This is a genomic window from Xanthomonas sp. CFBP 8151, assembly GCF_011761885.1.
GTDB lineage: Bacteria > Pseudomonadota > Gammaproteobacteria > Xanthomonadales > Xanthomonadaceae > Xanthomonas > Xanthomonas arboricola_B.
This window is the reverse complement of the sequence record NZ_JAASQZ010000003.1, coordinates 41,985-65,649: the sequence shown is the minus strand read 5'-3', so window position 1 is coordinate 65,649 and position 23,665 is coordinate 41,985. Positions and strand designations below refer to the sequence as shown.

The window sequence follows — 23,665 nt, the reverse complement described above, 5'->3', positions numbered from 1 at the left end:
GGTCACTTGAGGGAGATGGTGGTGTTGACGCCGTGGCCCAGCGTTTCGTCGTCGAACCAGCGCGCGGTCACGGTCTTGGTCTGGGTGTAGAACATCACCACCTGTTTGCCGTACGGGCCCAGGTCGCCGAGTTTGGAGGCGCGCGATCCGGTGAACGAGAACAGCGGTACCGGCACCGGAATCGGCACGTTGATGCCGACTTGGCCCACGTCGATGTCTTCCTGAAAACGCCGCGCCGCCGCACCCGACTGGGTGAACAACGCAGTGCCGTTGCCGTTGGGATTGGCATTGACCAGGGCAATGGCCTCATCCAGCGTGGCCGCCTCCAGGATCACCAGCACCGGGCCGAAGATTTCCTCGTCGTAGATGCGCATGCCCGGCCTCACGCCGGAGAAGATGGTCGGGCCGACGAAGTTGCCCTGCTCGAACCCCGGCACGCTGGGCGCGCGCCCATCCAGTTCCAGTCTGGCGCCATGCTCCACGCCGGAGGCGATCAAGCCTTCCACGCGCGCGCGCGCCGCGCCGGAAATCAGTGGCCCGACTTCAGTACCCGGCGCGTTTCCGGCGCCCAGCGTCAGGTCCTTGGCCTTGGTCACCAGCGCCGGAATCCACTCCCGCGCCTCGCCCACCAGCACCAGCGTGGATGCGGCCATGCAGCGCTGGCCGGCCGCACCGAAGGCGGCGCCGACCATCGCATTGAGCGTCTGTTCCTGATTGGCGTCCGGCAGCACCACGGCATGATTTTTCGCACCCATCATGCATTGCACGCGCTTGCCGGCCAGCGAGGCGCGCCGATAGACGTGCGTGCCGACCCTGGTCGACCCGACAAACGACAGCGCCTTGATGTCCGGGTGGTCGCACAACGCGTTGACCACGTCTTCGCCGCCGTGCACGACATTGAGCACGCCCTTGGGAATGCCCGCCTCCAGCGCCAGTTCCACCAGCCGCATGGTCACCATCGGGTCCTGCTCGGATGGCTTGAGCACGAAGGTGTTGCCGGTGGCGATGGCCATCGGAAACATCCACAACGGAATCATCGCCGGGAAGTTGAACGGGGTGATGCCCGCGCACACGCCCAGCGGCTGCAGCAGGCTATAGGTGTCCACGCCGTTGGCGACGTTGTTGGCCAGCTCGCCCAACTGCAGGTTGCCGATCGCCGCGGCGTGTTCCACCACTTCCAGCCCGCGGAACACATCGCCTTCGGCATCGGCCAGGGTCTTGCCCTGCTCGGCGCTCAACAACGCGGCCAGCTCGGGCATGTGTTCGCGGATCAACTGCTGGTACTTCAGAAAGACACGTGCGCGGGTGCCGATCGGGGTCTTGCGCCAGCTCACGAAGGCCTGGCTGGCCGCCGCCACCGCCGCGGCCACTTCGCCGGTGGTGGCGAACGGCACCTGTGCCAGCACCGACTGATCGGCCGGGTTGACCACGTCCTGCCAATGGGTGCTGGCGGAGGTGACGAACTGGCCGTCGATCAACAGGGAAACACGCGGGACGGAATCACTCATTGCAGGGTCGCTCGCAGAAGGTCGCTACGGATGCTTCGCATTGTTCGCACCGCGACCTGGCATTCCCAGCCGGAGACTGCTTAATCGCGCTAAGCTGCCGCCACTATTTTGCGAATCTTGCAAATGCCGCAGTCGCCCCTCCCGCTCCGCCACCAGCTCGGCCTGCGCCTGCAGCGGCTGCGCCAGCGCCACGGCCTGACCCAGGCGGAGCTGGCGCGCCGGCTCGGGCTGTCGCCGAGCTACCTCAACCAGATCGAGCGCAACCAGCGCCCCCTGACCCTGGCAATCCAGCAGCGGCTCAAGGCCGCGCTGGGCGATCTGGACGGCCTGCTCGACCTGGACGACCCGGCCGCGTTGGTCGAGCCGCTGGACGAATCGCTGCGCAGCCTGGGCCACAGCCTGTCGGCCGCCGAGCTGCGCGTGCTCACCGGCAACCTGCCGCAGGTGGCCCAGGCCCTGCTGGACCTGCACCGCGCGCACCGGCATCTGCTCGAGCGTACCGCCGCACTGGAAATACAGATCGGCGCCGACCATGCCGCATTGCCCTCGCTGTCGCCGGGCGAGCAGGTGCGCGATTACTTCAATCGCGCGCACAACTATCTGCCGGAACTGGATGAGCGCGCCGAGGCGCTGTATGCCGAACTCGGCCTGACCTCGGACAACCTGCCGCTGCGGCTGCGCCAACGCCTGGCCGATCGCCACGGCCTGCTGGTGCAGGACGCGCCCGAGCTGTACAGCGACAAACGCAGCGTGGATACGCAGGCCCGCGTGCTGTGGCTGCTCGCGCACCTGCGCCCCGGCCAGCAGGCCTTCCAGATGGCCGCACAACTGGCCTTGCTGGAATGCGCGCCGTTGCTCGACGCACGCATCGCCGATGCCGGCTTCGAAGATGCCGAACGTGTCGCGCTGTCGCGGATCGGGTTGTCGAACTATTTCGCCGGTGCCCTGGTGATGCCGTATGGCCAATTCCTGCACAGTGCCCAGCGCTCCCGCTACGACATCGAATGGCTGGCCGATCGCTTCGGCGTCGGCTTCGAGGCGGTCTGCCACCGGCTCAGCACCTTGCAGCGGCGCGGCGCGGCCGGGCTGCCGATCTTCTTCATGCGGGTCGATCGTGCCGGCAACGTATCCAAGCGCCACTCGGCCACCGACTTCCATTTCTCGCATGTCGGTGGCGCCTGCCCGCTATGGATCGTCTACGAGGCCTTCAACCAGCCCGACCGCATCCTGACCCAGATCGCACGCATGCCCGATGGCCGGCGCTACTTCTGGCTGGCGCGCCAGGTCAGCAGCGGCGCGCCGGGCTACGGCCGCCCGCGCAAGACCTTCGCGCTGGCGATGGGCTGCGATCTGCGTCATGCCGATCAACTGGTGTATGCGCGCGGCTGGGACCTGGACGCGGTGGACGATGCGGTGCCGATCGGCCCCGGCTGCCTGACCTGCGAACGCAACGACTGCATGCAGCGCGCCTTTCCCGCACTGCCCAGGTTATCTGCCAACGCGCGTTAGCCCCAGACCCGGGTCTGCAGCGTTCTGTCAGGCGGTCTTGTTTCCCCGCAGGCTCCTTGCGCGTCGGCGGCGATCAGGCAGACGCTACCGCTGCGCTGCAGCATTCCAACGCGAGATAGCTCACGCAAAATGCTTCATTGGAATGGAATGACTTGCGCTTCTACCCTGAAGCAGACACATGCAGGACAGGGGGACGCCAAGGCGATCGACGATCGTCGCCGCGTCACGCACACGACCAATCAGCTCCACACCGCAGCACCGCAGCAACCGCCATGCCCGCGTCGGATGCGCCAACGCGCAGCCGCGCCAGCGCGCCGCACAAGCGGCCACTATTTCATTCGGTAACTTTGTTCTGGGAGGGATCAAACGATGCCCGTTCACCACACCGGCCACCCGGCCGGCCGGCGCCTGCGCCGCACGCCCGTGCGCGACGTCCTCACCACCACCATCGCCTGCGTGCTGGCCACCGCATTCAGTGCGCACGCACAGGACAGCGCGCCTGCCGCAACGCCGGCCACCGCCGCCACCACCGCGGCGGCGCCGCCGGTCACGCTCGACAACATCACCGTGATCGGCCAGCGCGCCAGCCTGAATCAGGCGGTGCAGGCCAAGCAGATGTCCGATCACGTCATGGAAGTGATCTCTGCCGACAACATGGGCCAGATGCCCAACGTCACCGTGGCCGAGGCGCTGGTGCGCCTGCCCGGCGTCAACGGCACCCGCGACCGCGGCAACGAGAGCCTGGCCACCGTGCGCGGGCTTGGCCCGCGCATGACCATGGGCACCGTCAACGGGCGCGAAATCGCCTCTTCCGAGCCCAATCGTGCAGTGCGTTGGGAAGTGTTCCCCACCGAGATCGTCTCCACCGTCAAGGTCTACAAGACCCAGTCGGCGGACCTGGTCGCCGGCGGACTTGCCGCAACGGTGGACATCTCCACCATCAGCCCGCTGGACTACACCGGCCCGGGCTTCGTCGGCACCGCCGGCCCGGTGTTCTACGACCATGCCAAGGACGTGGACGGCTACTCGCCGTGGGGCAACCGCTTCGGCGCCAGCTGGGTGCACCAGATCAACGACAACCTGGCGGTTGCGCTGGGCGCCACCTACCAGAAGCAGAAGAACTCCAACTCCTCGATCGGCAGCTGGGGCTATACCGATGCCACCACCTCGCGCGATGTGGATGGCGACGGCACTGTGGACCCCACGCCATGGGGCGCAGCCGACCAGCTCAAGCTGACAGAACAAACGCGTACCGGCGCGATGGGCACCGTGCAATGGCGCTCGGGCAACGTCGAGTTGAAGTTCGACGGCCTGTATTCGCGTATCGAAATCGACGAAGACCAGTTGCAGAACTGGTTCAACGGCCTGGCCTACAGCACCTTCTCGACCGGCGCCAATCCATACACCACGCCGGGCTCGTCCTACACCATCGTCGATGGCGACGTGGTGGCCGGCACGCTGGCCAACTCGAACCTGCAGGTCGACCATGTGGTCAGCCACTACAACGAGGTCAAGACGCTCACCGCCGGCGGCCTCAACGCCAAGTGGAGCGGCGACGTGTGGACGCTGGGCAGCGACCTGTCGTTCTCGCAGGCCAAGCGTGACAACACCTGGCAGGCGGTGCGCTTCGGCAGCAACCCGGACACCGTCTCGTTCGATTTCCGCCGCAGCGTCACCCCCACCATCAGCACCAGCTCGGACACGCCCGAGTGGGGCATCGCCGGCCAGACCGAGCCGCAGGGGCTACGCGACAAGATCGCCGCGCTGGCGCTCAACGCCAGCCGCCCGGTCGATGCCGCGGCGTTCACCTCGCTGGAATTCGGCGCACGCGCCGCGCGCCGCGAGAAGCAGAACCGCCGCTTCATCAGCAACCAGTCCGGTTACGACCAGCCGATCTCGGCGTACCAGGGCCTGATCTATCCGGTCACCATGCCGGACTTGAACGTGCCCACGCTGACCGGCGGCAACATGGATGCCATCGCCCAGATCGGCTTCGGCGGTTTCGACCCGGCCACGCTCGAGGAGCAGTTGCTCGACCACTGGAACGTCAAGGAAGACGTGCGCGAAGCCTTCGCCAAAGCGGTGTTCAGCTCGCAGCTGTTCGGCACCGATGTCACCGGCAATATCGGCGTGCGCCTGGTCAACACCAAGACCACCAGCGACGGCTTCGATTCGGTCGGCACCACCGTGCAGGCCAGCAGCGACAGCAAGGAATACACCGACGTGTTGCCCAGCGCCACCGTCAACTTCCTGATCGACGATCAACGCATCCTGCGCTTTGCGGTGGCCAAGGTCATCGCGCGTCCGCCGCTGGACGAGTTGCGCACCGGCCGGCGCCTGGACGACCCCAACGTCACCGTCGGCCAGCTCACCGGCAGCGGCGGCAACCCGCAGCTGGATCCGTTCAAGGCCACCCAGGTCGACCTGTCCTACGAGTGGTACTTCCACAAGGAAGCGCTGGCGGCGATTGCGGTGTATCGCAAGGAAGTGGATTCCAGCATCGGCTACCGCACCGACCGCGAAGTGATCAACGGCCTGGATTACCTGGTCAGCGCGCCGTTCAATGGCGGCGGCGGGCATATCAACGGTGTGGAACTCACCTTCCAGACGCCGTTCTACTTCATCCCGCACATGGAAAACTTCGGCGTCTACTCCAACTTCTCGCTGGTCGATTCCAACCTCAAGGAATTCTCGCCGGAAGACAACCCGCTGCCGCTGAGCGGGCTGGCACGCAAGACCGGCACCTTCGACCTGTGGTACAGCAACGGCAGCTTCGAAGCGCGCGTGGGTTACAAGTACCACAGCCCCTACACCGTGGTGTACGGCTGGAATGCGGCGCGGCTGGCACGGTTGCAGAGCGAAGGCACGGTGGATCTGAGCCTGAACTGGCAGTACAGCAAGCAGCTCGGTTTCCGCTTCCAGGCCGGCAACCTCACCAACGAACCGCTGCGCGCCTACACCGACAACAAGCCCAACCGTCTGGCCAATCAGGACGACGGCGGCTATCAGGTGTTCGGCCGTCGCTACTCGCTGGAAGCGACCTACAAGTTCTAAAGCACCGCTGACACCGCTGTTGCACGCCTGCTCCACCACTGCGCGCGGTGTGCGCAATCGCCTACGTCACTGACGTTGTGATTGCGCGCATCGCCCGCACGATGGCACCGCCGCATGCGGCAGGCTGTCACCCGCTCCACGTTTCATCTGTCGAGGAATTGCATGCGCTCCACACGCCGCCTCTGGACGCCCGCGCTGCTCGCGCTGGCCATCTCCACCTTCGCACACGCCGCCCCGGCCCCCGCCACGCTGTATCTGGGCGCGGACCTGTCCTACGTCAACGAGATGGAGGAATGCGGTGTGCAGTACCGCGAGAACGGCGTGGTCAAGGACCCGTTCGAGCTGTTCCATGCGCATGGCGCCAATCTGGTGCGCGTGCGGTTGTGGAACGATGCCCGCTGGACCCGCTACAGCGACCTGTCCGACGTCAAGAAGACCATCGCACGCGCACGCGCGCAAGGCATGCAGGTGCTGCTGGACCTGCACTATTCCGACGACTGGGCCGACGGCGAAAAGCAGCTGATTCCCAAGGCCTGGGCCAGCATCACCGATACCGATGAACTGGCACGCACGCTCTACGGCTTCACCTATGACACGCTCAGCGCGCTCGACCGTGCCGGCCTGATGCCGGAGCTGGTGCAGGTCGGCAACGAAAGCAATTCCGATCTGATGGACAGCAAGCCATGGGACAAAAAGCGCCCCATCGACTGGCAGCGCAACGCCAAGCTGTTCAACGCCGGCATCAAGGCGGTACGCGATATCGGCGCACGCTCGGCGATCAAGCCACGGGTGATGCTGCATATCGCCCAGCCAGAGAATGTGGAACCGTGGTTTGCCGCCGCCACCAAGGCCGGCGTCACCGACTACGATCTGATCGGCATCAGCTACTATCGCAAGTGGTCCATCCAATCGATGGACGAGCTGGGCAAGACCATCAAGCGCCTGCGCGGCCGCTTTGATGCCGACGTGGTGGTGGTGGAAACCGCCTATCCGTGGACGCTGGACTCCGGCGACACCTCGCACAACCTGCTCGGCCAAGACTCGCTGATTGCCGGTTACCCGGCCACGCCGCAGGGCCAGTTCCGCTACATGGTCGATCTCACCCAGCTGGTGATCGATACCGGCGGCGCCGGCGTGGTGTATTGGGAACCGGCATGGACCAGCAGCAGCTGCAAGACGCGCTGGGGCACCGGCTCGTCGTGGGAAAACGCCAGCTTCTTCGACTTCAAGCATGCCAATGAAGTGCTGCCGGCGATCGACTTCATGCGCCACCCGTATACCGGCGTGCCTGCAACCACGAGCAACCCTGCTGCTGGCGTGCAAGGCAACGCTGCAGACACCGGCAAGGGGATCCAGCCATGACCGGCATCAATCGCCGCGAGCTGCTGCGCGGCATGCTCGCCAGTGGCGTGAGCGCCGCACTCCCGATCGGTGCGACCGGTGCGTTGCCGCCCGCTATCGCCGCTGCAGCGCCAGCTGCAAGTAATACCGCCGCCCCGCTTGCCGCGCTGGGCGATGCAGCCCTGGCACCGCGCGAACGGCTGCTGTTCGACTTCGGCTGGCGCTTCCATCTCGGCCACGCCAGCGACCCAGTGCGCGACTTCGGGTTCGGCACCTTCCAGCGCACCTTCGCCAAGGCCGGCAAGGACACCGCCACCGCCGCGCAACTCGCCTTCGACGACAGTGGCTGGGAACTGCTGGATCTGCCGCACGACTGGGCCGTCACCCTGCCCTTCCGGCAGGAACCGATCTCGGCCACCATCACCGAGGAAGATCCGGCGGCCGCGCACGGCTACAAGCCGCTGGGCACCAGCTTTCCGGAAACCAGCGTGGGCTGGTATCGCCGCGTGCTGCAGATTCCTGCGGACGATCTGGGCAAGCGCATCAGCCTGGTGTTCGACGGCGTGTTCCGCGACTGCATCGTGTTCTGCAACGGCCACATCGTCGGGCGCAATGCCAGCGGCTATTGCGGGTTCGAGGTCGACCTCAGCGAGGTGCTCGACTACGGCAAGCCCAACCTGATCGCGGTGCGCGTGGATGCCACCCTGGGCGAAGGCTGGTTCTACGAAGGCGCCGGCATCTATCGCCATCTGTGGTTGAACAAGACCGACCCGCTGCATCTGCCGCAGGACGGCGTGTTCGTGCGCAGCACGCTGCAAGGTGCCACCGCCACGGCGCAGCTGTCCACCGAGGTGCGCAACGATGGCAGCGCCCCGCGCCAATGCACGCTGCAGGCGCGCGTGACCGCGCCGGATGGACGCGTCGTCGCACAGGCGGCCAGCGCCGCGGTCAGCATTGCTCCCGGCCAGGTGCACCTCATCGAACAGACCCTGCCGCTCGGCGAAGCGGCGCTATGGTCGATCGACACCCCGCAGCTCTACCGCCTGACCACCAGCGTGCACAGCGACGGCAAGGCAGTCGATGCGGTGGTCACGCCGTTCGGCGTGCGCACGGCCGTCTTCGATGCACAGCGCGGCTTCCTGTTGAACGGCGCGCCGCTCAAGCTGCACGGCACCAACAACCACCAGGATCACGCCGGCGTCGGCACCGCCATCCCCGACAGCCTGCACGAATGGCGCCTGCGCCGGCTCAAGTCGATGGGCTGCAACGCGTACCGCAGCTCGCACAATCCGGCCACGCCCGAACTGCTCGCGCTGTGCGATCGGCTCGGCATGTTCGTGATCGAGGAAACCCGCCGCATGTCCACCGACCCCGAGGCGATGGGCGAGCTGGAGACGATGGTGCGGCGCGGGCGCAATCATCCCAGCGTGATCCTGTGGTCGCTCGGCAACGAAGAGCCGCAGCAGGTCACCGAGCGCGGCGCGCGCATTGTCAGCCGCATGCAACAACGGGTACGTCAGCTCGACCCCACCCGCCCCACCACGTTCGCCATGGACAAGGGCTTTGGCGATGGCGTTGGCCAGGTCGTCGATGTGGTCGGTTTCAACTACCGCACCAGCCAGATGGACGGCTTCCACACGCAGTATCCGCACATTCCAATCTACGGCAGCGAAACCGGCAGCACCGTGTCGGTGCGCGGCAACTACCAGCGCGACGACACCCGCGGCTACACCCGCGCCTACGACACCGACCACCCGTGGTGGGCCAGCACCGCCGAAGCCTGGTGGAGTTATGTCGCGCAGCGCCCGTATATCGCTGGCGGCTTCATCTGGACCGGCTTCGATTACCGCGGCGAACCAACGCCCTACAACCGCTGGCCGAATGTCGCCTCGCAGTTCGGCGTGCTCGACAGCTGCGGGTTTCCCAAGGACAATTACTGGTATTACCGCGCGCAATGGACCAGCGAACCGGTGCTGCATCTGTTCCCGCACTGGAACTGGGACGGCCTGCTGCAGCCCGATGACAAGGGCCGCGTCCAGGTCTGGTGCCATAGCAATCTCGAAGCGGTGGAACTGCTGGTCAACGGCGTCAGCCAGGGCCTGCAGCAGGTGCCGGCCTACGGCCATGTCGAATGGCGCGTGGCCTATGCACCGGGCGTGATCGAGGCGCGCGGCTATCGCGCCGGCTCACTGGTGTTGAGCGAACGCCGCGAGACGGTCGGCAAGCCGGCAGCGATCCGCCTGAGCTGCGACCGCAACGCAGCGCGTGCCGACGCCGAAGACGTCGCGGTGGTCAAGGTGGAGATCGTCGACGCACAAGGCCGCCTGGTGCCGACGGCCGACACCCTGGTGCAGTTCGCGCTGCGCGGCCCTGCGCGGTTGATCGGCGTGGGCAACGGCGACCCCGCCAGCCATGAAGACGACAAGGCGCCGCAACGCAAGGCCTTCAATGGACTGTGTGCGGCCCTGCTGCAGAGCACGCGCAGCACCGGCAGCATCGTCTTGCAGGCCACCGCACCCGGCCTTGCCGCTGCCACCTTGCGCCTGGATGCCGACAAGGCCAAACCACGCGCCTCGGTGGCCTGACGCAAGCCGCAGCAGCAGCCGCAGTGATCACCAGCGAGCAGGTCAGCAGCGCCTGGGCGTACCGCAATGCCGGGTGCCAGGACCGACTTCCGGCACAGTCGCTGGCGCCCGTGTGCGCAAGCGGTACACAGTGGCGGCGATCAGCACCTGGCCCATCGCCGCTGGGCCACGCGATTGGGCCGCTGGCCGACGGACTCACGCATCCGCGCCCCCTGCATCCGGCGCACGCGGGAAGTAACGGCTGAGCTTTTCTTCCCACGCCTGGAACTGCTCAAGCGTGTAGGCATCCATCGGTCGCGGGTCGGCGGCGACCGCTTTCTTCTGCGCGACATACGCGATGCGCTGGGAGGACAGCTCATCCCAGGCCTTGCGCAGCATCACCGGATCGGGATGCGAGACCATCATCGCTTCCAGCAACGTGGCCTGGGCCACACGCGCGGCCAGCAGGTCGCTGAGCGCCTCGGTCACGGCCTGCATCCACTCTTGCTGTTTCTGTTCCATATCCAAACCGGACCTGCCTGATGTGCCCCACACGGTAGCGCGCCCGCTGGGACGGCCATGTGGAGCCACTATCGGCGCGGCGCAGGCGATCTCCCCCTGGTGTCACGGAATGTATTGCGCCATGCCCCCGAGCGCTCGCAAGAACTGGCAGCGTTCAGGACTCGACGCCTGCAGTGCGGGTATCGCCCCGCCTTGTCGTCCACCAGAACAGCAGGGCCAGGAGACTGGCTGCCGCGCCCAGTAGGCACACACCTTGCCAACCTGCCCTGGCATAGGTGACGGTCGCGCCGATTGCACCCAGTCCGCTGCCGGCGGCATAGAACAGCATGTAAAGGCCAACCAAGCGGCTATGCGCCTCAGGCGTGGTGCGGAAGATCAAGCTCTGGTTCGTCACATGTAGTGCTTGGCCTCCCATATCGAGCAGCACGATGCCAATGACCAGTGCCCACAATGACCACTCCATCAGCGACAGAGGCCACCAGGCCAGCAGCAGCACCGTGAGCGCCGCTGCACTGGTGCGCTGAGCATGACCCTGGTCCGCCCACCGCCCGGCGCGCGCCGCAGCCAAGGCGCCTGCCACACCGACCAGACCGAAGGCACCGATGGCCATATGGGAGAAGCGATAAGGCGGCGCGCTCAAGGGCAGCACCAGCGCACTCCAAAAGATGTTGAATGTGGCGAACATCAACAGCGCCAGCGTGCCGCGCACTTGCAAGACCTTTTCCTGGCGCAGCAGCGTCAGCATCGAAGCGATCAGACGCGGGTAACGCATCGTCTGGGACGTCGACGGCAAGACCGGCAGCCATCGCCACAACGGAAGTGCCATCGCAACCATCAGGACAGCGGCGCAGAAGTACACACCGCGCCATCCTGCCAAATCGCTGACACCACCGGCAAACACCCGTGCCAGCAACAGACCGATGAATACGCCGCCTTGCGCTGCGCCGACCACGCGGCCCCGTTCATGGGGCGCGGCGGCACTGGCCGCATAGGCAATCAGGCCCTGCGTCATCGCTGTGCCCAACAAGCCGACGGCGAGCATGCCTGCCAGCAGTGCAGGCGCAGATCGCGCCATCGCCACGACGGCAAGTGCGACCACCAGCGCCAGGAGCTGCATAGACATCAGGCGACGGCGATTGACCAAGTCGCCCAGCGGCACCAGCAGCAGCAATGCCAGCGCACAACCGATTTGTGTGGCTGTAATGACCCCGCCCACAGCCGCGTAGCTGATGCCGAAGTCTCGAGCCAGCGTGTCAAGCAGCGGCTGAGCGTAATAGACATTTGCCACGCTCAGTCCACTTGCAACCGCAAACAGCCACACCAAGTATCGGGGCATGTTCGCAGACGGAACCGTTGGAGGATTGCTTGACGGTAGTGATGCGACAGAAATCCCCATGGTTCCAACCCCACCCAATCCAGTTGCAAATAAAAACCGATTGAAGGCTAAGCAATATGGTTTTAAAATGCAACTTTATTGATTCCCAGTCGATCGGCTCCGGAGACGCCATGCCCCCTCGCAGACGCCTTGGTGACGAACATTGCCCGGTTGCGCGATCGGTCGATCTCATTGGGGATCGATGGGCGCTGCTGATCGTGCGCGATTCCTTCGATGGTGTGCGCCGCTTCGGCGATTTCCAGCGGAGCCTGGGCGTGGCGCGCAATATCCTGTCCGATCGGCTGCGCAAGCTGGTCGATGCGGGCATCCTGGTAATGCAAGATGCATCCGACGGCACGGCTTATCAGGAGTACGTGCTGACGGCACAGGGCGACAGCCTGTTCCCCGTCGTGGTGGCATTGCGACAGTGGGGCGAAGACCACCTTTTTGAGCAGGGCGAACGTCATTCGGTGCTGATCGACAGGCGCACGGGCAAGAAGGTCGCACGCATGTCGCTTCAGGCAAAAGACGGCGCTCCGCTGCTGCCTGCGTTTACGCAGGTTCGGAAAGTGATCAATCCGTAGTCGCCCAGTTCGCCCACGCGTCTGCGGCGACTCAACGCCCAATGGTGGGCAGCCGCCCTGCTGGGTATCGCCTTCGGGCCCATCCAGGCCAGACCGGGGGCCGTTCCGCCGTTCAGAAAATCGACAGGGTGCCCGCTGCAGATTGATTCTGCACGGCCGATATGAGGTCAATCCCTAACGCTGCCGCCGCATGTCGACCGAACTTAGAACCCAAGTCCCCTTCGCCGGAATGCAAGACACCGCGAGCGAGCTGCTTGAGCGTCTTGCCGAGCTGACGCCGCTGAAGACCTGGGTGCTTGCCGAGGTCAAAAACGATCACTGGATCATTCGTGGCTGCACCGACGCTTCCTTCGGGTTGAAGGTCGACCAGTTCTTGAGTTGGCACGAGTCGGTATGCCGCAGCATGATCGTCATGGGGGGCCCGCAGTTCGCTCCCGACTTGCAGAAAGTCGAACACCTGGCCCAGTCCGCCGTGGCGACACGGCTGGGTATCGCAAGCTATCTGGGCGTGCCCATTCGAATTCCTGGCAAAGTTGAGGGAATGCTGTGCGGACTGGACAACCGGGTCATCGAGGACAAACTGGATCACCTCTTGCCGCTGGTGGAAACATTTGGACGGGTGCTGGCCGGATCGTGGGCCCAGCACCTGGCCGAGGTCCAACCGCACCCCGCTGATCCGCATATCCTGCAAAACGTGCAGACGCTGACGGGCCTCTACGATCTCGGCACCTTCCGTGATCTCCTGCAAGCAGCGGCGGATCATCGCCATCGCAACGAGCCAGGCGGCGTATTGCTCTTTGACGTAGGCGCCAGCAACTCGGGCAATGGCGCCGAGTCAGAACAAGATGTGGCGGCGGCCATCGCCCTGCTGAAGCAAGCCACCCGTCCTCAGGACAGCCTGGCACACCTGGCGCGCGGAGAGTTCGCCCTGTTTCTGCCTGGCACCAGCGAAGCCGGGTTGGTGTCGGTCGCCCGGCGCATCCAGTCGTCCTTGAATGCAGAGGGGTTCAGCGCCCGATGGGGAGCCAGCTGGTTCAAGGAAATGCAGCAGCTCAACAACATCGATCAGCTCATCAAGGCAGGCTCCCTGCCGGGCGCCAGTCTGGCTGGAAGCGATGAGCACACGATCCCAGCGGCTGTCCCCGCAGGACCAGGCTAAGCCCTCAAAGGACGAGGGCACGCAGGGGCGCTGTCAGCGGAACCAGCAGCTGCGGGTCAGGAAAATACTTACAGGCATGTTCGCCTATTGCCGATAGCGGCTTGAGGCTTTTCCTTCAATGATGGCGTGTCACTCGGCGAGCATCGAGAGCCGATCGTCTGACACTGATGTTGGACGAACGTAGGTGCCTGCCCCATCAAGGAGGATCGCTATTGGGCGTCACCGCAGTTCGGCACGTGGGCGATTACCTGCTCACGGCCCACAGCATCCCGTGCAATGGAAAATTCCTGCCGGAGCTCCTGATTTCCAAGCCCGGCAGCATCACGTTGCACCGATGCCAACTCAGAAGTACCGCCTTTGCTGACCAACGCGACGCGTATGACTACGCCAAGCGCTGGATGGCTACATGCCATGTGTCGAGCACAGGCGCTGTCAGCCCCGCCTAGCAACAGAGGCAGGCCTACGATCGCTCATTCGTCTGCTGCGATCACTCCATGCCGCCAACTATTCGAGTGTGCAAACCTCGATCGGCTTCGCCGTTGCCGATAAGCTTTTCTTTGCGCCAGCCTCGCCAAGGGTGACCATCGGCGGTCCCAGAAAACGCAGTAGCGACGCTCGGACCAAAGCACAAGACGCACCAGGTCGCCTGCTCCAGGCAATGCAGGTCATGCAAACGCAGATACGCAGCCTGATGTCCGCCCGGTCAAACATGGCCAAGCGCCACGATGAAGGCCAGACCGGCTTCCGCATGGATGCACAGGCCTTCCCGGGCGACTACGGCCGCAAGGCCGAGGCCACCAATACCCTGGTGGCCTCCCACCTGGCCGTGCAGTCCAACCTTGCGCGGATCATGGGCCGCTATGCCATCGGCGAGCCGAGCGAGAGCATGGAGCGCCTGCCCGGTGAGAAGGCCGTGCTCTCCCAAACCATGGACGAGGTCAAGGCCAACCTGTCCGCCAGGAATATCGAGATCAAGCAGCTGGCGCAGGCCGCCGCCATCGGTGACTTCACGGCGCGCGGCGATGCCGATCGTTTCCAATACGATTTCCGCATCATGGTGGAGCGCTTGAACCTGCTCATGGCCACCGCAGACAGCAACCTGCAATCGCTGTCCTCGCTGCTGCATTCCAGCGCGGCAGGAGACCTGACCGCGCGAATGACCGGCGAGTTCAAGGGTGTGTTCGCGCAGATGCGCAATGACGCCAATACCACCGCCGCACAGCTTGCGGAGATTGTCGGACGCGTGGGCCCAGGAACCTGGGCTCATTGGGTTCTGATACGACACATCATTCCGCAGGACCAAGCGATGGCAACCGCTTGTCCTGCATTGTCGTGTCCGCTATAAATTCGCTGAGCGGGTTTAACAGCACCGACATAGTGGCTAAGTAGGCTTGCTCCGCATGCCAGACCAGACGCAAGGCTACCGTTTGCGCATCAAAGGGCTTGAATGCAGAAACTCATAAGTGACCTGGAAGCCCTGCTGGCAGCCTGGGATGCGCAAGCAACAACTTTTGATTCGTGCGACATGCCGGCATCTGCACTTGCTTTTCGAGAGTGTCAGCGACGCTTGGGCCTGGTCTTGGCGTCGCATGCTCGGCACCCAGTTGCCCGTCAGAGTGACGTCAACTTTATTCTTTGAAAGGCTGCCGGGCTGGGCGGCACATTGTTCGGCCGAGGTCCAAGGCGTACTTAGCGACCCTGTGGCCACCCAAAGGTGGATGTGGGCTAGATATGAAACGGACCTGCCGAGAGCGTCGGCGAGCTCACCCTGACTCGGAACGCAATGAGCAGGCTAGCGAGGAGCATCACTGCCGCGGCAACGATGAGGACTGCAACGATGCCCCCCAGCCCGAACACCAGGCCGCCCAAAGCGGCCCCCGCCGCGATAGAGGACTGCACCGCGGCCACTACCATCCCGCCGGCGCTCTCGGCTTGGTCGGGCACCGCACGTGCGACCCAGCTCGACCAGGCAACGGGTACGCCACCGAAGGCCAGACCCCAGAGCGAGACAAGGATCGATAGCCCGCCAATACCCACCGGCAACAGGACCATGCCGAGAACGGCTACGCCAACCAGGGCAGGCATGATCACCAACGTCACTTTCAAACTGCGCTCCATGAGCCAGCCGGCCAGTAGTGTGCCGACAAAGTTCGCCACACCGAATCCGAGCAGAATCAGCGCCAGGCCGTCGGCGCTCATCTGCCCCAGGCTCTCCATCGTTGGGCGGATATAGGTAAACAGCGAATACTGACCGGTGTGCGCCAGAACGCAGCCCAGCATTCCGACCGTCACACCTGGTCGGCGCAAGAGCCTCACCACCGACTCTGGGAGTGCGGCCTTGCGCGGGGCCATTCGGGGCAGCGTGAACCACTGGAACGCAAAAGTGAGGCCACCTACCGCCGTCGCAGCCCAAAAGGCGCTGCGCCAGCCCAGCAGCCCGCCCAGGTAGCTCCCCAGCGGAACGGACACCACCGTGCCGACCGCAATCCCGCTGAAGATGATTGAAAGCGCGCGAGGCACGCGCTGTGGCGGCACCAACCGCATGGCAACGGCCGCTGCCATGCTCCAGAAACCACCCAGCGCGACGCCCAGAAGGACTCGCATCACCAGAAGAACACCCATGCTGGAAGACAACGCCACCAAGGCGTTGGACAGGAGCATCAAACCTGTGAAACTCAACAGCACCAGGCGCCTGTCCATCGAACGGGTCAGCCGAGGCACAAGCAGGCCAGCGAACAGGGCCACCACAGCAGTGACCGTCACTGCCTGACCGGCCAGCGCCTCCGACACACCCAGATCCGCCGCCATTGGCGTCAACAGGCTGGCAGGCAGGTATTCGGCCGTGAGCAGCCCAAAGACCCCCATGGCCAGCGAAAACACGGCCACCCATGCCGATGAAGACGGCTCCCCGCTGCCCCATGTCACCGGATCAGGCGCGTCTGCGACATCAACTACGTCATTACTCATCAAAGATCCCAGTGCAATCGTGCAGCCGAGAGTCTATGGAGCCAAGTCAGGATGATCTATGATTGTCCGACCTGTATTTTTGATCGAAACCCCTGGCTAACTCAATACGCCACGCGTCATCCCAGCCCAGCGATCTGATCAGCCAGCTGCTGACCGGCATGCGGTTACATGGCGTCCAATACCGACGCATTCAGACCGGGCCGACCTTTGGGCTTGGATTTCCCCTGAAGCCAGGGCATGCCTACTTCCACTACCTGGCGGTGGGCAATGCGATGCTTCGTAGCGCGGGCGGCAGCCAACACCTTCTAACCGCCGGGGATGTCGTGCTTCTTCCCCGCGGAGAAGGACACTCGTTGTTGTCTGGCGAGGACCATCCAGTCCAGTGCTTAGAAACGATAGACGCAGCCCCACTGGGTGACGCGGTGAGCGGCATCGACACGTGCCCGAGCACACATCCCGTGCCAAGCGCTGTGCTCTTCCACGGATGCATGGTGTTCGATCTAGGTGGCATGCATGGGTTAAGCACGTTGATGCCGACCGTGATGTTGGCCGATGGCAACGCCGCTCGGTTTCCTGGGCTGTTGCCGCTGGTCGACGCGATGAAGCGCGAGGTGTGCTCAGGACGTATTGGATTTGCTGGAATACTCGCCCGGCTGGCGGATGCAGTCGCCGCCATGATCGTCCGTGACTGGGTCGAGCGCGGTTGCGAAGGAGCCTCAGGCCTGGTCATGGCCATGCGCGACCCTCGTCTATCGCCGTCGCTGCTTGCCCTACACAAAGACCCCGGACGCGATTGGACCGTCGACGCACTGGCTGCAGAGTCAAACATTTCACGTTCTGTCTTTGCAGACCGGTTCCAGACCGTCATTGGAACCGCGCCCCTGCGTTACGTGACTGAGCTGCGAATGCAGTTGGCGAGTCAATGGTTGACTCAGCAAAGCCTGTCCATAGAGGTAGTGGCAGAGCGTCTCGGCTATGCGTCGCAGGCAGCATTTAGTCGCGCCTACAAACGCGTCATGGGGCACTCTCCTGGCGCGACTCGACGAGGACGACAACGCCAGCGGTAGGACGCATTCCGAAACCCAACCCAACTTGCTAGTCCGCATCACGATTCCTCTTCTTTTGTTTGGTCAGGTCCACGCCGATGACCTCGTTCCGGTAACCCACCTGGACGCGCGCAACTTCAACCTGTGCGCGCGGACCTGCGTTCTCCATCCAAACGCATACCACCTCAAAGACCAGCAGATCGTCTTTTGCGTCCCTGCCTTGCTTAAGCACTCCGGTTGCCTCGCTTTCGCTCATGCGGATCGAAAGATGAAAGTGCCCGGCATGCCGGGGTGTCCAAATAGATCGCTCACTGCGAGCACCGGTCGGGACAGACCCCTCGCCGGTGATGCCCTCTACCTGGAATCCGGCAATCCAAGGAATCGGTACGTAGATGTCCAAGATGCCGCGTTGCCGGTCATAGGACGGCTGATCCACGATGGTGGGGCGAACGGCAAAACGCTGAAGGCCACGGAAGCGCTGCGCCCTTGCATCGAGGGCCGCCCCATACTTGCGCTCAATGGCTTGCGGCTCTTGAGCGGTGATGCCGTTGGGGCCGTTCCGCTTCGTATCGATCAGCCACTCGCCATATCAAGCGCTGCTCTCGCTCGGTCTTTCTCAACCGATAGCTGGACCGCGTCGACGCAGTCAGCCTCGCATCGCAGGTGTGGTAGCCGCCGAAGCCGTGGACGCCAGCCCGGCTCGGATGTGTCGCGCGCCCGCCAGTTCGTTTTGGTCGAGGTCCCAGTAGGTGCCTTGCAGGTCGAGATACAGGCTCTTGGCCCTGTCCCTTGATGCCTGCGGAGCCCCGGTGATGGCCCGCCCAATCCGCTGAAGAAGATTTCCCCTGTCCTGCGCTAGCACCGCCATGCTTGCTGCCAGAACGCGCCCGTGACTGCAGCTACTGCTTCTTCATGCCCTCGACCCGATGGCCAAGCGCCCACTGGGTCCCATGGCCGGCACCCTCTCGACGGACAGCTCAAGGATTTGCCGGTGGGTGAGCTTAAACTTGAGTCCGCGCCGACTTGAGGCAGCCCCTGGTTGCGTCGCAACATCCTGTTCCATTCCAACGCCTCGTCCGTTTCGTCGCAACATCGCTTCACTCGTTTAGAGGGTCGTCGCACCAGCGCCGCAACACAATTTACCGTTACTCGCCGCTACCGACCCTGATCGACCGCCACATCCCGGAAGAACATTTCTTGCAAAACACTGACACAAAAGAAAAAACCAAGAACGCCAGCGGGGCTGTAGAGCACACACCCCTGATGAAGCAATTTTTCGCCGCCAAGTCGGACTACCCCGACCTGCTGCTGTTCTTCCGCATGGGCGATTTCTACGAGCTGTTCTACGACGATGCGCGCAAGGCCGCACGGCTGCTCGACATCACCCTGACCCAGCGCGGCAGTTCCGGCGGTGCGCCGATCCCGATGGCGGGCGTGCCGGTGCATGCCTACGAGGGCTATCTGGCGCGGCTGGTGGCGTTGGGCGAGTCGGTGGCGATCTGCGAACAGATCGGCGACCCGACGCTGGCCAAGGGCCTGGTCGAGCGCAAGGTGGTGCGCATCGTCACCCCGGGAACGGTCACCGACGAGGCGCTGCTGGACGAGCGCCGCGACACCTTGCTGATGGCGATCGCGCGCAGCAAGCAAGGCTATGGCCTGGCCTGGGCCGATCTGGCCGGCGGGCGTTTTCTGGTCAACGAAGTGGACAGCGTGGACGCGCTGGAAGCGGAAATCGCACGCCTGGAACCGGCCGAGCTGCTGGTGCCCGACGAAGACAACTGGCCGGAGTTCCTGCGCGGCCGCGTCGGCGTGCGGCGGCGGCCGCCGTGGTTGTTCGACGCCGACAGCGGCCGGCGCCAGCTGCTGGCGTTCTTCAAGTTGCATGACCTGTCCGGCTTCGGCATCGACGACAAGCCCTGCGCCACCGCGGCGGCTGGCGCGCTGCTTGGCTATGTCGAGGAAACCCAGAAACAGCGACTGCCGCATCTGACCTCCATCGCCATGGAAGTGGCCAGCGAGGCGATCTCGATGAACGCGGCCACGCGCCGGCATCTGGAGCTGGACACACGCGTCGATGGCGACACCCGCAACACCTTGCTCGGGGTGCTGGACAGCACGGTCACGCCGATGGGCGGGCGCCTGCTGCGGCGCTGGCTGCACCGTCCGCTGCGGCTGCGCGAGGTGCTGGTGCAGCGCCACCACGCGGTCGGCACGCTGATCGACAGCGGCGCCGATGCCGACGTGCGCGAGGCCTTCCGCGCGCTCGGCGATCTGGAACGCATCCTGACCCGCGTGGCCCTGCGCTCGGCGCGCCCACGGGATTTTTCCACCTTGCGCGATGGCCTGGCGCTGTTGCCGAAGGTGCGCGCGATCCTCGCGCCACTGGATTCGCCCCGCCTGCAGACGCTGTATGCCGAACTCGGCGAGCACGATGCCACCGCGCACCTGTTGATCAGCGCGGTGGCCGAACAGCCACCGCTCAAGCTCAGCGACGGTGGCGTGATCGCCACCGGCTACGACGCCGATCTGGACGAGTTGCGCCGCCTGTCCACCAATGCCGATCAATTCCTGATCGACCTGGAACAGCGCGAACGCGCCAGCAGCGGCATCGCCACGCTCAAGGTCGGCTACAACCGCGTGCATGGCTACTACATCGAGATCAGCAAGGGCCAGGCCGAGAAGGCCCCGCTGCACTACAGCCGCCGGCAGACGCTGACCAACGCCGAGCGCTACATCACCGAAGAACTCAAGAGCTTCGAGGACAAGGTGCTGTCGGCGCGCGAGCGCTCGTTGTCACGCGAAAAGCTGCTGTACGAAGGCCTGCTCGACGCACTCGGCGACGAGCTGGAAGGCCTCAAGCGTTGCGCGAGTGCATTGAGCGAGCTCGACGTGCTGGCCGGATTTGCAGAACGCGCGCAGGCACTGGATTGGTCACGTCCGGAACTGGACAGCACAGCCTGCCTGCGTATCGAACGCGGCCGCCACCCGGTGGTGGAGGCGGTGCGCGACCAACCGTTCGAACCCAACGATCTGGAGTTGCATGCCGACCGTCGCATGCTGGTCATCACCGGCCCCAACATGGGTGGTAAATCGACCTACATGCGCCAGAACGCCCTGATCGTGCTGCTGGCGCATATCGGCAGCTATGTGCCGGCCAGCCGCGCGGTGATCGGGCCGATCGACCGCATCCTCACCCGCATCGGCGCGGGCGACGACCTTGCGCGCGGGCAATCCACCTTCATGGTGGAAATGGCCGAAACCAGCTACATCCTGCACCACGCCACGCCGCAATCGCTGGTGCTGATGGACGAGATCGGCCGCGGCACCTCTACCTACGACGGCCTGGCGCTGGCCGATGCGGTGGCGCGCCACCTGGCGCACAGCAACCGCTGCTACACGCTGTTTGCCACGCATTACTTCGAGCTCACCGCCTTGGCCGACCAATCGCATGCCGGCGGTGCCAGCGGCATCGCCAACGTGCACCTGGACGCGGTCGAGCACGGCGAGCGCCTGGTGTTCATGCATGCGGTCAAGGACGGCCCGGCCAATCGCAGCTTCGGCCTGCAGGTGGCCGCACTCGCCGGCTTGCCCAAGGCCGCCGTGACCCAGGCGCGGCGGCGCCTGGCCGAATTGGAACAACGCGGCGGCGAAAGCCATGCCTCGGAGATGGCGCCGCAGGCGCTGGATGCGCCGCAGCAGTTCGGGCTGTTCGCGCCGCAGGCCAGCGCCGCGCAGGAAGCGCTCGCGGCGCTAGACCCCGACGAGCTGAGCCCCAAGCAGGCGCTGGAAGCGCTATACCGGCTCAAGGCGCTGCTGTGACGCCAAGGCCTGCAGTCCGCATGCCGGACCGCAGGCCGGCCGCTCACACCGGGGCGGCAGGCGGGTGCGGGTTCGGATGCGCGGCGCCCAGGCCGTCGTCGATGGCCTGGGCGCGCCGCGCCGCCGGCCGCGTGCCGTGGCGCTGCGCGAAGGCCACGAAGGCCGGGCGCGGGGCCAGCGCGCCGATGCGCAGGTAGAAACCCAGGCAAGCAGCGACGTACAGATCGACCGCGGTGAAATGCTCGCCGGCCAGATGTTGGCGGCCCTCGAGTGCGGTTTCGAGCGTGTGCAGCAGATCGGCCTCGTTGCCGTAACCGGCACTGTGCGACGGCGCCAGGGTGCCGCTCTGCCGGGCGGTCAGCAGCGCCTCGAACGGGCCGGCCATGAACATCAGCCAGCGGTAGTACGGCCCGCGCGCGGCCGATCCCGGCGGCGGCGCCAGCTGCCGCTCCGGCACCTGCTCGGCCAGGTAGGCGCAGATCGCAGCGTTCTCCGTCACCACGGTGTCGCCGTGCACCAGCGCAGGCACCTTGCCCATCGGATTGATCGCCCGATAGGCCGGCGTCTTCATGTCCGCGCCGTAGTCGAGGATCTCGTGCCGGTACGGCAGACCGGTTTCCTCCAGCATCCAGCGCGCAACGCGGCCGCGCGACAGGGGGTGGGTGTACAGCACGTAATCGATGGCCATGGCCGGGTTCCGCTGGGAAGAGACGCCAGTGTGGGCGACCCTTGCTGACACCCGCTGTCAGCAGCCGACGCCGTGGCCGGTTGCCGCGCGCCAGCGCTGGATCAGCAGCGGGCGGCGCGAGGGATAGCGCTCGCCGCCGTCGGCCAGCGCCCGCACCCGGTCGGCGCGGAAGTGGCGGAAATCGCCGCGCAGCTCGCACCAGGCGGCGATCATGCCGTGGCCGCCCAGAAAGGCCATCGCGAATGGCCAGATCTGCCGCTGCGACACCTGGCCACCGACATCGACATACTTCATCCGCAGCACGTGTTCGCGCCGTATGCCACGGCGCAGGACCGGCAACCACGGTGCCGGCGGCGGCGCGTCCCCGAGGTCCGGCACCAGCAGGCCGCTGGTCTCGATCGCCAGCCGCAGGTCGGCCGGCAGCGTGGCGGCGATCCGCGCGGTCGCACGCTGCGCCGCCTGCGCCAGTTCCGGATCGGCCTGGCGCGCGACCCAGCGTGCGCCCAGCGTGAGCGCTTCCAGCTCGTCGGCGGTGAAGTTCAGCGCCGGCAGCAGGAAGCCGGGGCGCAGCGTATAGCCCACCCCGGGGTCGCCGAGGATGTCGGCGCCCTGCGCACGCAGGGTCGCGATGTCGCGGTAGAGCGTACGCAGGCTGACCCCGAGCGCATCGGCCAGATCCGCGCCAACGACCGGCCGGCGGCGCCCGCGCAGGGCATCGAGCAGGTGCAGCAGACGGGTGGCGCGCACAGTCATCGCGACAGCATAAGGGCTTTTGCTCCCTTCCTAACCGGCGGCGGCGTAGTGTGCGCACGAACGACCCCAGACCCAGGAATGGTTTCCATGAGCACCTCTCTGACCCAGGAACTGAGCACGCAGCTGCAGGGCGCGCCGGTGCAGCAGATCGCCGATCGCCTCGGCGTCGACCCGGCGCAGGCGCAACGCGCGGTCGCCACCGCCCTGCCGCTGCTGCTGGCGGCGCTGGGCCGCAACGCGCAACAACCGGAAGGCGCCCAGGCCCTGCTTGGCGCGCTGCAGCGCGACCACGCACCGGCCGCCGCCGGCAACGGGCTCGGCGGCCTGCTCGAGAGCGTGCTCGGCGGCGGTGGCGCGCAGGCCGATGGCGCCGGCATCCTCGGCCACGTCTTCGGCGGCCAGGCGCCGCAGGCCAGTGCCGGGCTCGGCCAGGCCACCGGCCTGGACACCCAGCGCTCCGGCCAGCTGCTGCAGATCCTGGCGCCGATCGTGCTGGCGTTCCTGGCCCGGCGCTTCCTCGGCGGCGGCGGCACCGCCGATGCCGGACAACTCGGCCAGGCGCTCGGCCAGGAGCGGCAGCAGGTCCATGCCGACAGCGGCCTGTCCGGCCTACTGAGCAGCGTGTTCGACCAGGACGGCGACGGCAAGCTCGGCGTCGGCGACCTGCTCAAGCTGGGCGGCGGGCTGTTCGGCAAGCGCTGAGGTACCGCCGCTGCCTGGGCGCTTCGCCGCAGCACACCGCTCCCTCCCGCGGCGACGGCATCGCCTCCGATGCC

General features: G+C 65.5%; 17 protein-coding genes and 1 pseudogene. 11 read left to right on the top strand and 7 right to left on the bottom strand.

Annotated features, from left to right (window positions below):
- Nucleotides 1-2: 2 nt before the first annotated feature.
- The gene (locus FHT08_RS14425) at nt 3-1,508 is read right to left on the bottom strand and encodes a CoA-acylating methylmalonate-semialdehyde dehydrogenase (RefSeq protein WP_166775520.1); all 1,506 of its coding nucleotides are present in this window, start codon (nt 1,506-1,508) and stop codon (nt 3-5) included.
- A gap of 123 nt (nt 1,509-1,631) precedes the next feature.
- Here FHT08_RS14425 and FHT08_RS14420 point away from each other — a divergent pair, with 123 nt between their 5' ends.
- The 4 genes from FHT08_RS14420 (at nt 1,632) to galA (ending at nt 9,997) form a co-directional block, all read left to right on the top strand.
- Nucleotides 1,632-3,017 (top strand): short-chain fatty acyl-CoA regulator family protein, encoded by a 1,386-nt coding sequence (locus FHT08_RS14420; RefSeq protein ID WP_166775519.1) that lies wholly within the window; start codon nt 1,632-1,634, stop codon nt 3,015-3,017.
- 369 nt (nt 3,018-3,386) lie between these two features.
- Complete coding sequence (locus FHT08_RS14415; protein ID WP_166775518.1) at nt 3,387-6,071, top strand: TonB-dependent receptor; 2,685 nt, start codon at nt 3,387-3,389, stop codon at nt 6,069-6,071.
- Between the two features lie 162 nt (nt 6,072-6,233).
- Nucleotides 6,234-7,433: an arabinogalactan endo-1,4-beta-galactosidase gene (locus FHT08_RS14410; RefSeq protein ID WP_166775517.1), complete on the top strand. Its 1,200-nt coding sequence runs from the start codon at nt 6,234-6,236 to the stop codon at nt 7,431-7,433.
- Nucleotides 7,430-9,997 (top strand): beta-galactosidase GalA, encoded by a 2,568-nt coding sequence (gene galA / locus FHT08_RS14405; RefSeq protein WP_166775516.1) that lies wholly within the window; start codon nt 7,430-7,432, stop codon nt 9,995-9,997. Before FHT08_RS14410 ends, galA begins: the two co-directional genes overlap by 4 nt.
- A gap of 195 nt (nt 9,998-10,192) precedes the next feature.
- Here galA and FHT08_RS14400 read toward each other — a convergent pair whose 3' ends face one another.
- Nucleotides 10,193-10,498 (bottom strand): hypothetical protein, encoded by a 306-nt coding sequence (locus FHT08_RS14400; protein WP_053051653.1) that lies wholly within the window; start codon nt 10,496-10,498, stop codon nt 10,193-10,195.
- 154 nt (nt 10,499-10,652) lie between these two features.
- A complete protein-coding gene (locus FHT08_RS14395; RefSeq protein WP_208409068.1) occupies nt 10,653-11,834 on the bottom strand; it encodes an MFS transporter in 1,182 nt (393 codons plus the stop codon).
- A gap of 170 nt (nt 11,835-12,004) precedes the next feature.
- Between FHT08_RS14395 and FHT08_RS14390 the strand changes: the two genes are divergently transcribed.
- The 4 genes and pseudogenes from FHT08_RS14390 to FHT08_RS20065 all read left to right on the top strand — a co-directional run bounded on the left by FHT08_RS14390 (nt 12,005) and on the right by FHT08_RS20065 (nt 15,255).
- On the top strand, nt 12,005-12,457 hold the full coding sequence (locus FHT08_RS14390; protein ID WP_104607297.1) for a helix-turn-helix domain-containing protein: 453 nt from the start codon (nt 12,005-12,007) through the stop codon (nt 12,455-12,457).
- Nucleotides 12,458-12,647: 190 nt separating this feature from the next.
- On the top strand, nt 12,648-13,616 hold the full coding sequence (locus tag FHT08_RS14385) for a GAF domain-containing protein (protein ID WP_146096351.1): 969 nt from the start codon (nt 12,648-12,650) through the stop codon (nt 13,614-13,616).
- Between the two features lie 616 nt (nt 13,617-14,232).
- Nucleotides 14,233-14,862: pseudogene (locus FHT08_RS14380) on the top strand (methyl-accepting chemotaxis protein); the annotation flags it as partial.
- A 201-nt stretch (nt 14,863-15,063) separates the two neighbouring features.
- Nucleotides 15,064-15,255 carry a hypothetical protein gene (locus tag FHT08_RS20065; RefSeq protein WP_104538207.1) on the top strand — a complete coding sequence of 64 codons (192 nt, stop codon included), beginning with the start codon at nt 15,064-15,066 and terminating at the stop codon, nt 15,253-15,255.
- Nucleotides 15,256-15,341: 86 nt separating this feature from the next.
- Here FHT08_RS20065 and FHT08_RS14375 read toward each other — a convergent pair whose 3' ends face one another.
- Nucleotides 15,342-16,583 carry an MFS transporter gene (locus tag FHT08_RS14375; RefSeq protein WP_166775513.1) on the bottom strand — a complete coding sequence of 414 codons (1,242 nt, stop codon included), beginning with the start codon at nt 16,581-16,583 and terminating at the stop codon, nt 15,342-15,344.
- A 92-nt stretch (nt 16,584-16,675) separates the two neighbouring features.
- Here FHT08_RS14375 and FHT08_RS14370 point away from each other — a divergent pair, with 92 nt between their 5' ends.
- Nucleotides 16,676-17,650: an AraC family transcriptional regulator gene (locus FHT08_RS14370; RefSeq protein ID WP_343204161.1), complete on the top strand. Its 975-nt coding sequence runs from the start codon at nt 16,676-16,678 to the stop codon at nt 17,648-17,650.
- A gap of 28 nt (nt 17,651-17,678) precedes the next feature.
- Here the strand turns inward: FHT08_RS14370 and FHT08_RS20060 are convergent, their stop codons facing one another.
- Nucleotides 17,679-18,029, bottom strand: coding sequence for a hypothetical protein (locus FHT08_RS20060; protein ID WP_243849048.1), 351 nt, complete (start codon nt 18,027-18,029; stop codon nt 17,679-17,681).
- Nucleotides 18,030-18,892: 863 nt separating this feature from the next.
- Between FHT08_RS20060 and mutS the strand changes: the two genes are divergently transcribed.
- Nucleotides 18,893-21,448: a DNA mismatch repair protein MutS gene (gene mutS, locus FHT08_RS14360; protein ID WP_343204157.1), complete on the top strand. Its 2,556-nt coding sequence runs from the start codon at nt 18,893-18,895 to the stop codon at nt 21,446-21,448.
- A gap of 43 nt (nt 21,449-21,491) precedes the next feature.
- On the opposite strand, the gene FHT08_RS14355 is transcribed toward mutS, so the two are convergent.
- Nucleotides 21,492-22,136, bottom strand: a complete 645-nt coding sequence (locus FHT08_RS14355) for a glutathione S-transferase family protein (protein WP_104607293.1) — start codon at nt 22,134-22,136, stop codon at nt 21,492-21,494.
- 57 nt (nt 22,137-22,193) lie between these two features.
- Nucleotides 22,194-22,889, bottom strand: coding sequence for a YafY family protein (locus FHT08_RS14350; protein ID WP_104538210.1), 696 nt, complete (start codon nt 22,887-22,889; stop codon nt 22,194-22,196).
- Between the two features lie 78 nt (nt 22,890-22,967).
- Between FHT08_RS14350 and FHT08_RS14345 the strand changes: the two genes are divergently transcribed.
- Nucleotides 22,968-23,591 carry a DUF937 domain-containing protein gene (locus tag FHT08_RS14345; RefSeq protein WP_208409067.1) on the top strand — a complete coding sequence of 208 codons (624 nt, stop codon included), beginning with the start codon at nt 22,968-22,970 and terminating at the stop codon, nt 23,589-23,591.
- Nucleotides 23,592-23,665 lie beyond the last annotated feature (74 nt).